The organism is Albidovulum sp., from assembly GCF_049646345.1.
Classification (GTDB): Bacteria; Pseudomonadota; Alphaproteobacteria; order Rhodobacterales; family Rhodobacteraceae; genus Albidovulum.
Genome location: NZ_JBARVQ010000710.1, coordinates 1 through 11,920 on the forward strand (window position 1 = coordinate 1; position 11,920 = coordinate 11,920).

Below are 11,920 nucleotides of genomic sequence, written 5' to 3' on the forward strand. Positions count from 1 at the left end.
TGCACAATATGATGCTGCCGCACGGGCCCGACCGCGAGGCGTTCGAGAAGGCCTCAAACGCCAATCTCGGGCCCGACAAACTCGACGATACCATGTCCTTCATGTTCGAAACGCGCTTCCCCCAACACCTGACCGTGTTCGCCGCCAAGGAAGCGCCGTTGCAGGACGACTATATCGACTGCTGGACCTCGCTTGAGAAGAAATTCGACGGTACACCGGGCCGGAAATGAAGCTTTATACCTACTGGCGATCCACCGCGTCCTATCGCGTGCGGATCGCCCTGAACCTCAAGGGCGTGACCTATGCGCCGGTCCCGGTCGATCTGGTCAAGGGTACCCAGCGCAACGCGGATTATGCCGCACTGAACCCATCGGGTCTGGTCCCTGTGCTGGCGCTCGACGACGGAACCGTCCTGACCCAGTCGCTTGCGATCATCGACTGGCTGGAAGCCACGCATCCTGAACCGCCTCTGCTGCCAACAGACGCGGTGCAGCGGGCGCGGGTTCTGGCGGCGGCCCATCTCATCGCGATGGATGTCCACCCGGTCAATAACCTGCGGGTCGTGCAGCATCTTGGCACACAGTTCAACGCGACCGCCGAGGATAAGGCCGCGTGGATGCGTCATTGGATGGCACTGGGGTTCAATGCCCTGCAACAGATGATCGACCCGGCAACACCTTTCGCCTTCGGGGATACCCCGACACTTGCCGATATCTGCCTTGTCGCTCAGATTTACAATGCTCGGCGCTGGGGGCTGGATCTTACCCCATATCCCCGGCTGACCGCCATCGACGCCCGCGCCCGCGCCTTGCCTGCATTCGACATGGCCGGACCCGACGCGCAACCAGACGCCCCAAAGACGCAAGGACCGACATGCCACTGATGAAATCCTGGATCGAAAGCGCCAATGACCCGGACGGGCCCTTTCCGCTCAACAACCTGCCCTATGGCGTGTTTTCAACCGAGGACACGGAACCGCGCTGCGGGGTCGCGATCGGCGACATGATCGTCGATCTCGCGGCTTTGGAGGAGGATGGCATCCTGCAAGCCGCTTCTGAGCCGGTGCTGGACGTGCCGTTCTGGAACGACTTCATGGAACTGGGGCCAAAGGTCTGGGACGCCTACCGCGCGCAGTTGCAGGCCTTGCTGGCCGAGGGCGCTGAACGGGTGGCAGAGCCCTATCTGGTGCCGATGACCGAGGCGCGGATGCATCTGCCGTTCCTCGTCTCGGAATACACCGATTTCTATGCCGGTCGGCATCACGCCGAAAATGTGGGTACCATGTTTCGGGGCAAGGACAACGCGCTGCCGCCGAACTGGTTGTCGATCCCCATCGGCTATAACGGCCGGGCATCCTCAGTTGTTGTCTCGGGCACACCGGTCCGGCGGCCATGGGGACAGGTGAAGGGGCCGGATGACGACCTGCCCCGCTTCGCGCCCTCGGCCCGCTTCGATATCGAGTTGGAGATGGGCGCGATCGTGGGCCTGCCCTCTGAAGGGCCGGTGACGGTGGCCGAGGCCGATCAGATGATCTTCGGTTATGTCCTCTTGAACGACTGGTCGGCGCGCGACATTCAGGCCTGGGAATACCAGCCGCTGGGCCCGTTCCAGGCCAAGGCGACAGCGACGACGATTTCACCCTGGATCGTGACCCGAGCGGCCTTGGAGCCGTTCCGCATCAACACCCCCGACCGCGCCCGCCCGCTATTGCCCTACCTTCAGGAACCGGGGCCGATGCTTTACGATATCGACCTTGCGGTGACACTGGCACCCGAGGGCAAGACGCCGACCACCATCGTCCGCACCAATTACTGCGAGATGTACTATTCCGCCGCCCAGCAACTGGCGCATCACACCACCTCAGGCTGCCCGATGAATACCGGCGATCTTCTGGGCTCCGGCACGATCTCCGGGCCGGAAAGGGACAGTCGCGGCAGCCTTCTGGAACTGAGCTGGGGCGGTAAAGAGCCTGTTTCGCTGGATAGCGGCGGCACCCGCAGCTTCATCGAAGACGGCGACACGCTGACCCTTTCGGGCCATGCAAGCGGTGACGGCTACCGCATCGGTTTCGGCACCTGCGCCGGGCAGATCCTGCCCGCGCTCGACAACCCCTATGCAAGGAGCTGACATGGCCAAGGCATTCGCGTCGCAAGGCGACCTGACCGAGAAGAAGACCAGCTTCACCGAGATCGGCGAAGGGCTTTATGCCTTCACCGCCGAGGGCGATCCGAATTCCGGCGTCATCATCGGCGATGACAGCGTCATGGTGATCGAGGCGCAGGCAACGCCGCGGCTGGCGCAGAAGGTCATCGACTGCATCCGCGAGGTGACGGACAAACCCATCACCCATCTGGCGCTGACCCATTACCACGCCGTCCGCGTGCTCGGCGCTTCGGCCTTCGATGCGGGTCAGGTGATCATGAGCGAGAAGGCCCGCTCAATGGTTGTCGAACGCGGGCAAGAGGACTGGGACAGCGAGTTTGCCCGCTTCCCCCGGCTTTTTCAGAGGCATGAGGAGATCCCCGGCCTGACATGGCCCACGACGACGTTTCACGGTCGGATGAGTGTCTATCTCGGCCAAAGACGCGTCGATCTCATGCATCTGGGCCGGGCGCATACGGCGGGCGACATCGTCATCTATGTACCCGATCAGAACGTAATGTTCACCGGCGACATCGTCGAAGATCACTCGGCCTGCTATTGCGGAGACGGGCATTTCCATGACTGGCCCGGCACGCTGGAGGCGATCCGGGCTTGGGATGTCGATGCCATCGCACCGGGCCGGGGCGACGCGCTGGTCGGGCGCGACCGGGTCAATGCAGCACTCGGCAGCACTGCCGATTTTGTGACCTCAACCTACCGATCGGTGGCAAAGGTCGCACTGGGCGGTGGAACGTTGAAAGAGGCGATGGCGGCCTGCCGCGCGGTCTGCGACCCGAAATTCGGCGATTACGCGATCTACGAACATTGCCTGCCCTTCAATGTCGCCCGCGCCTATGACGAGGCGCGTGACATCGACACGCCCCGCATCTGGACCGCCGAACGCGACCGCGAGATGTGGGAGGCGTTGCAGGGCTAAGCCATGGCGAAGGTCTTTGAAACGCCGCTTTACCCCTATGCCCGCAGCGCCGATCAGGATGCGCCTGCGCCGGTCCGCCATCCGGTCGTGATCATCGGCGCGGGGCCGGTGGGGCTGACGGCAGCCATCGACCTTGCCCGGTCGGGAGTGCCGGTCGTGGTACTGGACGATAATGACAAGGTCAGTTTCGGCAGCCGCGCCATCTGTTTCGCCAAACGCCCGCTGGAGATCCTCGACCGGCTCGGCTGCGGGCAGGAGATGGTTGACAAGGGTGTGGTCTGGAACACCGGCAAGGTCTTTTTTCAGGACCGCAAGGTCTATGACTTCAATCTCCTGCCGGAGGATGGTCACCGCCGCCCCGCCTTCATCAACCTTCAGCAATACTATTTCGAAGATTTCCTCGTCCGCCGGGCGCATGCCCTGATTGCAGAAGGCGCGCCGCTGGGGATCAGAGGCAAGAACAAGGTCATCGCAGTCGCGCCCGGCACCGATCACGTAACACTGGACGTTGAGACACCTGACGGGTCCTACCGGCTGGAAGCCAACTGGCTGATCGCCTGCGACGGCGCCGGATCGCCCACCCGCTCCATGCTGGGGCTCGATTTCACCGGCCGGGTGTTTGAAGACAACTTCCTGATCGCCGATGTGGTGATGGAGGCCGATTTCCCGACCGAACGCTGGTTCTGGTTCGATCCGCCTTTCAACAAGGGCCAGTCGGCGCTCTTGCACAAGCAACCCGACGGGGTCTGGCGCATCGATCTGCAGCTTGGTTGGGACATCGACAAAGAGGTGGAAAAGCAGCCCGAACGAGTGATCCCGCGCCTGAGGGCCATGCTGGGAGAGGATGTGAAGTTCGAACTGGAATGGGTGTCCATCTACACGTTTCAGTGCCGGAGGATGGAGAAGTTCCGCCATGGCCGCGTCATCTTTGCCGGCGACAGCGCCCATCAGGTCAGCCCGTTTGGCGCGCGCGGGGCGAATTCGGGCGTGCAGGACACCGACAACCTTTGCTGGAAGCTGAAGCTGGTGCTGGACGGGCTGGCACCGGAAAGCCTGATGGACAGCTATGACCGGGAACGGGTGCAGGCGGCGGATGAGAATATCCTCAATTCCAGTCGCTCCACCGATTTCATCACGCCAAAATCGGAAATCAGCCGCATCTTCCGCGATGCGGTGCTGGATCTGTCCGAGGCGTTTGCCTTTGCCCGACCGATTGTGAATTCGGGGCGGCTGTCGGTGCCCTCGACCCATGACGGTTCGCCCCTGAATGGACCCGATGCGTCAGATCTGCCCGCGCGCACCCGCCCCGGTGCGCCTGCATCCGATGCGCCCACCCGCGACGGGTGGCTGCTGGACCGGCTCGGCGATGGTTTTCGTCTGGTGTCGCTGGGGGTTGAGGTGCCTGACAGCATCGAACAGGACGGGATCATCGTTAAGGCGCTCCGTCTGGACCCCGATGAAAGCCCCGATCTGGCCGAACGCTATCTTGGCAGGGCAGGAACCGCCCTTTACCTCATTCGCCCAGACCAACACATCGCCGCGCGCTGGATCGCCTTTGACGAAATCGCAGTGCATGCCGCCATCAGAACCGCCACCGGCCAGAACGAGGAAGGATAGAATGGGACAATTGACCCTGACCCCGAACATCCCCGACCCGGACGGATTCTATGCCGAATTGCTGGCCGCACATGAAGGCCGCGACAAGGCCAGTTCCGACGCGCTCAATGCCCGTCTGGTGCTGGTGCTTGCCAACCATATCGGCGATCGGGATGTGCTTACGGCAGCCCTGAAAGCCGCCATCACAGCCGGGCGCTGAGGCCTTTGCGTACCCGCCCGTCGTCAGAATGAAATGGCGGCCCCGATAGGATTCGAACCTATGACCTACCGCTTAGGAGGCGGTCGCTCTATCCCCTGAGCTACGGGGCCGCATGAGCATGGCGGGTCCGGTCAGGTAGCGCATCACCATCCCTGCCACCCGATTGTGGATAGTTCGGCATGAAGAGGTTGGCAAGCGGACATGACAACCCTCCGGTTGCTGCCGAACACACGCGTGGCTCATGTCCCAATACGCATTCGGCCACTCTTCCCACAGATTTCTGTTTACCAACTTGATGCTATTGTCTGCGGGGTTTCCGGGCCGTGAGAGGATTGGCTTCAAATGATCCAGTGCTCACGGGGCAGAATACTCGGACCTCTGTCCCGGCATTGACAGAAGGCCTGCGGTGTCACTCGAGTTTAAGTACATCGCGGATGCGCAACACGTCTTTGGCCGTAAGAGCCCGGCGCGTGACTGTCCGGCCGTCAGGGTCGATCAGCTCATAGGTGCTGCCGGACACGATCTCTTGCCAGCCGCGATAATCGGTGATCGCGATATGCCCGCGCCCTTCGTCGATTTCCACGACGGCGCGGACCTCCTTTTGCGACCCACGCCGCCTTGCGGCGGACTGGAGACGACGCAGCCGGTTGATGTCGTAGCGACGGGCGCGGTGACTGTCGACGATCCGACCCCGCCGGTCGAGCTTTTCAAACCGGCCATTGCGGATGCGTTCGGTATGGCCGTCGGAAAACTGGATATGAATGCCATCGCCGCCGAACACCGATTTGTCCCCGCCCGAGCGGGAGGAGCCTTTGCCAGAATTACCGCTGCCAGAGCCACTGTTGCCGGACCCCGAGCCGCTGTTTCCTGATCCGCCACCCGATCCAGAACCGCTTGGGCCCGATGATCCGGACGCGCCGCCGCTGGAGCCTGAACCGCTATTCCCCGATCCGCTGTTGCTGGAGCCCGACCCACTATTGCCGGAACCAGAACCGCTGTTACCAGACCCAGATCTACTCGCCGAACTGGAACCCTTCGCCTCGGCGGCGCTCAGGGTTGTAAATGCGGGGGCGCAGTAGGCCCCAAAGGCCAAGGCACCCAGCCGGGCCAGGGCCTTTCGGCGGGACAGGAGCTTTTCGGCATCACCGTTCACGCCTGCCTCTCATCTGACGCTGAGATAAAACAGGAAACAGGCGCGGTGCTGACAGCGCCGCGCCATGTGACGCCAGAAAGCAATAGAAACGCCGTTTCCAAAAGCTCACCTCGACTTTACAGCCACCCGGTTCCGGCACTCTCCCGAACTGGATTCGCCAACAGATACTCGTTACCACTCCACCATACTCGTTCGCGATGACAGTCCAGTGTCCCACATCGCGAGAACTAAGCCAATCTTGCGTGTTTGGCATGACAAAGTCATCCGACCATGGTCGGGCGATCCGAGGCACAATAGCACGAAAAATCATACGACCCGGGGACAAAGTCCCGGGCCGCATGCGGTTTGTTTCCGATCCTTACTCGGCGGCCTGAACGGCTTCGATCTTTTCGACCTTCACGGCCGCGAACTTGAATTCGGGGATCTTGCCGTAAGGATCAAGCGCGGGGTTCGTGAGGATGTTCGCCGCCGCCTCGACATAAGCAAAGGGGACAAAGACCATGTCCTCGGCGATGGCCCGGTCGGCCCGCGCCATGATCTCGATCGATCCCCGCCGGGTCGACAGCCGGATGCGTTCACCAGGTTCGACGCCAAGCCGCTTCAGCGTATCGGGATGCAGCGAGCAGTTGGCCTCGGGCTCCACCGCGTCCAGCACCTTCGACCGCCGGGTCATTGATCCGGTATGCCAGTGTTCCAACTGACGGCCTGTTGTGATGATCATCGGGTATTCTGTATCCGGCACCTCGGCAGGCGGGATGACGCTGGCGGGCGTGAACTTCGCCCGGCCACCCGCGCGCGGGAAGCCGTTGCCGAAAACTATGGGCTGGCCGGGATCTTCGGGCGACAGCGACGGATAGGTCACCGCCCCTTCGTTTTCCAGCCGTTCCCATGTGATGTTGTCGAGGGACTTCATCGTCTTCTTCATCTCGGCGAAGACCTCGCTCGGGTGCGTGTAGGTCCAGCCAAGCCCGATCCGATTGGCCAGATCCATGGTGATCGCCCAATCCTCGCGCGCTTCGCCCGGCGGTGTCACGGCGGCGCGGCCGATCTGGACCTGCCGGTTTGTGTTTGTCACCGTGCCGTTCTTTTCATAGAAGGCGGCGGCAGGCAGGATCACATCGGCATAATTCGCGGTCTCGGTCAGGAAGATATCCTGCACGACGAGGTGGTCGAGCATCGCCAGCGCTTCACGCGCATGGTTCAGGTCGGGGTCCGACATCGCCGGGTTTTCGCCAAGAATATACATGCCCTTGATGTCGCCGTGGTGGACGGCATCGAGGATTTCCGTAACCGTCAGGCCCTTTTCGTTCGAGAAGTCACCCGATCCCCAGACGCCCGAGAACTTGCCGCGGATGCTGTCATCGGTGACGGTCTGGTAGTCGGGCAGGAACATCGGGATCAGGCCCGCATCGGACGCACCTTGCACGTTGTTCTGGCCGCGCAAGGGGTGCAGACCAGTGCCCGGCCGCCCGACATGACCGCACATCAGCGCAAGGCTGATCAGGCAGCGTGAATTGTCGGTGCCGTGGATGTGCTGGGAAATCCCCATGCCCCAGAAGATCATGCCCGATTTAGCGGTTGCGAACTCACGCGCAACGGCGCGCAGCTGATCCGCAGGGATACCGCAGATCGGTTCCATCTTCTCGGGCGTGAAGTTCGCCAGATGCGCCTTCTCGGCCTCCCAGTTCTCGGTATAGGCCTCAATATATTGCCGGTCGTAGAGGCCTTCCTCGACGATCGTGTGCATGATCGCGTTCAGCATGCTGACATCCGCGCCGGGGCGGAATTTCAGCATATGGGTCGCGAAACGGCGCAGGCCCACGCCGCGCGGGTCCATCACGATCAGCTTGCCGCCACGCTTGGTGAACTGCTTGAAATAGGTCGCGGCAACGGGGTGGTTCTCGATCGGGTTGCAGCCGATGACGATGGCGACATCGGCATTCTGGATTTCGTTGAAAGTCGCGGTGACGGCACCGGAGCCCACGTTTTCCAGAAGTGCGGCCACCGAGGAGGCGTGACAAAGCCGGGTGCAGTGGTCGACGTTGTTGTGGCCGAACCCCTGACGGATGAACTTCTGGAAAAGATAAGCCTCTTCGTTCGAACATTTGGCAGACCCGAAGCCCGCAATGGCACGACCGCCGGTCTTTTCAGCCAGCGCCTTCATGCCATTCGCGGCAAAGTCCAGCGCCTCGTCCCAGCTTGCCTCGCGGAAATGCTCCTGCCAGTTCGCCGGATCGACGTTCAGCCCCTTGGCGGGTGCATCCTCGCGCCGGATCAGCGGCTTGGTCAGCCGGTGCGGGTGGTGGATGTAGTCAAAGCCGAAGCGACCCTTGACGCAGAGGCGGCCTTCGTTGGCGGGGCCGTTGATGCCCTCGACATATTTGACCTTGCCGTCCTTGACCTTGAGGCTGACCTGACAGCCAACACCGCAGAACGGGCAGACGGACGTCGTCTCGCTATCGAAATCGGCGTGGTCGCCAACCTCTTGCGTATCGACCACGGTCGCAGGCATCAGGGCGCCGGTCGGGCAGGCCTGAACGCATTCGCCGCAGGCAACGCAGGTCGATTGCCCCATCGGGTCATCCATGTCGAAGACCGGATAGGCGTCATGGCCACGCCCGGCCATGCCGATCACGTCATTGACCTGAACCTCGCGGCAGGCGCGGACACAAAGCCCGCAAGAGATGCAGGCATCAAGGTTGACGCGCATCGCGACATGGCTGTCGTCGAGCAGCGGGATGCGGCTCTTTTCAACCTTCGGGAAGCGGCTGGTGGAAACACCATTGGCCTCGGCCATGTCCCACAGATGCGCGGATTTGTCATGTGCGGTGGCCTGGTCCGGCTGGTCGGCCAGCAGCAGTTCCATCACCATCTCGCGCGACTTCTTGGCGCGGTCGGTGTCGGTCTTGACCACCATGCCGTTCGCCGGATTGCGGCAGCAGGAGGCGGCGAGCACACGCTCGCCCTCCACTTCCACCACGCAGGCACGGCAGTTGCCGTCGGGGCGATAGCCGGTCTGGTCTTTGTGGCAAAGATGCGGGATCACCGTGCCTTCGCGCTTGGCGACGTCCCAGATCGTTTCGCCGGGGGCAGCGGTAACTTCGATGCCGTCGAGGGTGAACTTGATTGCGTCGGTCATGTCAGACCTCATCCGGGAAATGTTTCATCGTCAGGCGGATCGGGTTCGGGGCGGCCTGCCCCAGCCCGCAGATCGAGGCGTCGCCCATGACCTGGCAGAGGTCTTCCAGAAGATCGGCGTCCCATTTCGGGGCCTGCATCAGCTTGACCGCCTTTTCGCAGCCGACCCGGCAGGGCGTACACTGGCCGCAGCTCTCGCTTTCAAAGAAGCGCAGCATGTTCAGCGCGGCCTGCTTGGCGCTGTCCTTGTCCGACAGGACCACGACGGCGGCAGAGCCGATGAAGGTGCCGTGCGGTTGGAGCGTGTCGAAATCCAAGGGCACGTCATGCATCGAAGCGGGCAGAAGGCCGGAGGACGGGCCACCCGGCTGGTAGGCCTTGAAGGTGTGGCCTTCAGCCATGCCGCCACAGGCCTCGATGATATCGGTGATCGTCGATCCGGCGGGCAGAAGGTAGACACCGGGCTTGGCCACGCGACCCGAGACGGAATAGGACCGCAATCCCTTGCGGCCGTTCTTCTCGGTCGAATTCAGTACCTCCGGACCCTCGCGGACGATCCGGGTGACCCAATGCAGGGTTTCGACGTTATGGACCAGCGTCGGCCGGTCGAAGACACCGACGGCGGCAACATAGGGCGGACGCTGGCGCGGGATGCCGCGCTTGCCCTCGATCGATTCGATCATCGCGCTTTCTTCGCCGCAGATATAGGCGCCTGCACCGCGGCGGAGTTCCACCTCGCCCTTCAGGATGATACCCGCTTCTTCCAGCGCGGCAATCTCGCGCCGCAGGATCTCCAGCACGGCGGGGTATTCATCGCGCATGTAGATGAAGCAGCGCTCCGCCTCGACCGCCCAGGCAGCGATCAGCATGCCTTCCAGCATCAGATGCGGGGTCCGTTCAAGATAGTAGCGGTCCTTGAACGTGCCCGGTTCGCCCTCATCGCCATTGACGGCAAGGTAGCGGATGCCCGGATTGGCGCGCACGAAGCCCCATTTGCGGCCCGAGGGGAAGCCAGCGCCGCCAAGTCCGCGCAGGCCAGAGGCGAGCACGGTTTCCTGCACCTTTTCCCAATCGCCGGATTTGCGCAACTCGGCCAGTTTCGCGTAACCACCCGCCGCCTTGTAGGCTGCGAAATCCTCGTAAGCCGGGATCTCGGCGTGGAAATGACCGTCCTTCAGCGCGGCGTCGACCTTGGCCGGGGTCGCATTGTCGATATGCTTGTGGCCGATTTCCAGAACCGGCGCGGTGTCGCAGCGGCCCATGCAGGGCGCGCGCTGCACGCGGATCTTTTTCGGGTCCATGCCTTTTTCCAAGGCGGCGATCAGTGCGTCAGAACCCGCCAGTTCGCAGGAAAGCGACTCGCAGACCCGGATCGTCAGGTCGGGCGGCGGGGTTTCGCCTTCCTTCACCGGGTCGAAATGGGCGTAGAAGGTCGCGACCTCCCAGATTTCTGCCATGCCGGTGCTCAGTTCCTCGGAAAGCGCGCGCAGATGCGGGGCCGAGAGGCAGCCATACTTGTCCTGAATGAGGTGCAGATATTCGATCAACAGGTCACGGCGGCGCGGCCCGTCGCCCAGAAGGGCGCGAACCTCGGCCCAGGCCTGATCCTCAAGCTGGCGACCTTTCGGTGTCTTGCGTCCCTTGCCCCGTCCGGATTTCCAGACGCCGCCTTTGTCGTCGAGTGCCATGGCCACGTATCCCGTCGTACACAGTTCAGGTGCCGCTTGTGTCAAACCGGTCCTATCGGATCAATTTCGCAATCTCGTGGACCGATAGAAGATTTCTATCAATAGCGGCGATTTCCAGTGACGTATCTTCTCATGCCCGAACCAAGGGCAATGGACAGAATGCGCCGCGTTGCGTATCTCGGGCGTCATGATGTGGGATCAGGAAATCGATGCGACGGGGCTTTTGTGCCCCTTGCCCGTCCTGAAGGCGCGCAAGCGCTTGTCGGGCATGGCGCAGGGCGCGGTCCTGCGGCTGATCGCGACCGACCCGGCGGCGGTGATCGACGTGCCGCATTTCTGCGCCGAAGCGGGGCATGAGCTGATTTCAACGGCCGAGGACGGCGCGGCACAGGTCTACCTTATCCGGCGGCGCTGACCGCCCCTTCACGGTGCCGGGCCAGAAAGGCCCGCAGTTCCGCATCCGAGGCACGGTGCCCGGTGAAGGTCTCAAGATAGGTCGGAATGCGCCTGAGGCGCGATTCCAACGTTTCTCTGGTCCCGAGTGCGATGTAGCCCACCTGCGTCAGGTAGATCGCATTGGCACGGATATCGGCCTCTTCCATCCCATAGCCATGGCGTTCGAACATCGCCCGAATGGCCGTTATCCGGGCCCGGTCGGCAACGTCAAAGGCGGTTTTCAACGCACTATCCGTCCGCGCCCAGTTCCGCATCGCGTGGTCAAGATGGGCATCGAAAATGTCGGGCGTGATCCAGCAATCAAAGAGATTGAGGACAGCGGCGTTGATCGTGGGCGCGGCAAGCTCAGTCTGGCGGATCAGGTTGCCGGTGTTCTTGTCCTGCCAGCGGGTAACGAGGGCCGCCAGCAGCGCCTCGCGGTCAGGGAAATGCCAGTAGAAGCTGGTTCGCGACAGGCGCAAACGTTTGGCAAGCGGCAGGATCTTCACCGCCTCGACCCCGCCTTCGATCAGCATCGCATAGGCGGCCTCGATCCAGCCGCTTTCCGTGCCGCGCCAGCCGCGCCCGAGGGGTTCTGCATCATCCATACC

At 62.5% G+C, this 11,920-nt stretch carries 12 protein-coding genes and 1 tRNA gene; 8 read left to right on the forward strand and 5 right to left on the reverse strand.

All coding sequences use genetic code 11. The features are described 5' to 3' along the window. From WBB85_RS18465 to WBB85_RS18490, 6 genes are all read left to right on the forward strand, one after another. On the forward strand, positions 1 to 230 hold a 230-nt coding region (locus WBB85_RS18465), incomplete at its 5' end, for a homogentisate 1,2-dioxygenase domain-containing protein (RefSeq protein WP_432640059.1). Beyond that, positions 227 to 883: a maleylacetoacetate isomerase gene (gene maiA, locus WBB85_RS18470; RefSeq protein ID WP_432640060.1), complete on the forward strand. Its 657-nt coding sequence runs from the start codon at positions 227 to 229 to the stop codon at positions 881 to 883. The genes WBB85_RS18465 and maiA, both read left to right, overlap by 4 nt. Then, positions 874 to 2,127 (forward strand): fumarylacetoacetase, encoded by a 1,254-nt coding sequence (fahA, locus tag WBB85_RS18475; protein ID WP_432640061.1) that lies wholly within the window; start codon positions 874 to 876, stop codon positions 2,125 to 2,127. Before maiA ends, fahA begins: the two co-directional genes overlap by 10 nt. Before the next feature lies 1 nt (position 2,128). Continuing rightward, complete coding sequence (locus WBB85_RS18480; protein ID WP_432640062.1) at positions 2,129 to 3,079, forward strand: MBL fold metallo-hydrolase; 951 nt, start codon at positions 2,129 to 2,131, stop codon at positions 3,077 to 3,079. A 3-nt stretch (positions 3,080 to 3,082) separates the two neighbouring features. Further along, entirely contained in the window at positions 3,083 to 4,696 is a 1,614-nt protein-coding gene (locus tag WBB85_RS18485) for an FAD-dependent oxidoreductase (RefSeq protein ID WP_432640063.1), read from the forward strand. 1 nt (position 4,697) lies between these two features. After that, complete coding sequence (locus WBB85_RS18490; protein ID WP_432640064.1) at positions 4,698 to 4,895, forward strand: DUF2783 domain-containing protein; 198 nt, start codon at positions 4,698 to 4,700, stop codon at positions 4,893 to 4,895. 34 nt (positions 4,896 to 4,929) lie between these two features. Here WBB85_RS18490 and WBB85_RS18495 read toward each other — a convergent pair. Both WBB85_RS18495 and WBB85_RS18500 read right to left on the reverse strand, forming a co-directional pair. Next, a tRNA-Arg gene (locus WBB85_RS18495) sits at positions 4,930 to 5,005 on the reverse strand. A gap of 299 nt (positions 5,006 to 5,304) precedes the next feature. Beyond that, positions 5,305 to 5,676, reverse strand: coding sequence for a hypothetical protein (locus WBB85_RS18500; protein ID WP_432640065.1), 372 nt, complete (start codon positions 5,674 to 5,676; stop codon positions 5,305 to 5,307). Between the two features lie 31 nt (positions 5,677 to 5,707). On the opposite strand from WBB85_RS18500, the gene WBB85_RS18505 reads away from it, so the two are divergent. After that, positions 5,708 to 5,974 (forward strand): hypothetical protein, encoded by a 267-nt coding sequence (locus tag WBB85_RS18505; RefSeq protein WP_432640066.1) that lies wholly within the window; start codon positions 5,708 to 5,710, stop codon positions 5,972 to 5,974. Between the two features lie 432 nt (positions 5,975 to 6,406). Here the strand turns inward: WBB85_RS18505 and fdhF are convergent, their stop codons facing one another. Beyond that, positions 6,407 to 9,187 carry a formate dehydrogenase subunit alpha gene (gene fdhF, locus WBB85_RS18510; RefSeq protein WP_432640067.1) on the reverse strand — a complete coding sequence of 927 codons (2,781 nt, stop codon included), beginning with the start codon at positions 9,185 to 9,187 and terminating at the stop codon, positions 6,407 to 6,409. Between the two features lies 1 nt (position 9,188). After that, positions 9,189 to 10,874, reverse strand: a complete 1,686-nt coding sequence (locus tag WBB85_RS18515; RefSeq protein WP_432640068.1) for an NAD(P)H-dependent oxidoreductase subunit E — start codon at positions 10,872 to 10,874, stop codon at positions 9,189 to 9,191. Positions 10,875 to 11,061: 187 nt separating this feature from the next. Between WBB85_RS18515 and WBB85_RS18520 the strand changes: the two genes are divergently transcribed. Next, positions 11,062 to 11,289 (forward strand): sulfurtransferase TusA family protein, encoded by a 228-nt coding sequence (locus tag WBB85_RS18520; RefSeq protein WP_432640070.1) that lies wholly within the window; start codon positions 11,062 to 11,064, stop codon positions 11,287 to 11,289. Here the strand turns inward: WBB85_RS18520 and WBB85_RS18525 are convergent. Further along, positions 11,273 to 11,920 (reverse strand): TetR/AcrR family transcriptional regulator (locus tag WBB85_RS18525; protein WP_432640069.1); only part of this gene is annotated, 648 nt, incomplete at its 5' end. The two genes, WBB85_RS18520 and WBB85_RS18525, sit on opposite strands and share 17 nt — an antisense overlap.

Coding starts and splice junctions, on each gene's coding strand:
- maiA (WP_432640060.1), top strand. CDS start 227: ATGAAGCTTTATACCTACTGGCGATCCACCGCGTCCTATCGCGTGCGG.
- fahA (WP_432640061.1), top strand. CDS start 874: ATGCCACTGATGAAATCCTGGATCGAAAGCGCCAATGACCCGGACGGG.
- WBB85_RS18480 (WP_432640062.1), top strand. CDS start 2,129: ATGGCCAAGGCATTCGCGTCGCAAGGCGACCTGACCGAGAAGAAGACC.
- WBB85_RS18485 (WP_432640063.1), top strand. CDS start 3,083: ATGGCGAAGGTCTTTGAAACGCCGCTTTACCCCTATGCCCGCAGCGCC.
- WBB85_RS18490 (WP_432640064.1), top strand. CDS start 4,698: ATGGGACAATTGACCCTGACCCCGAACATCCCCGACCCGGACGGATTC.
- fdhF (WP_432640067.1), bottom strand. CDS start 9,187: ATGACCGACGCAATCAAGTTCACCCTCGACGGCATCGAAGTTACCGCT.
- WBB85_RS18515 (WP_432640068.1), bottom strand. CDS start 10,874: ATGGCACTCGACGACAAAGGCGGCGTCTGGAAATCCGGACGGGGCAAG.
- WBB85_RS18520 (WP_432640070.1), top strand. CDS start 11,062: ATGATGTGGGATCAGGAAATCGATGCGACGGGGCTTTTGTGCCCCTTG.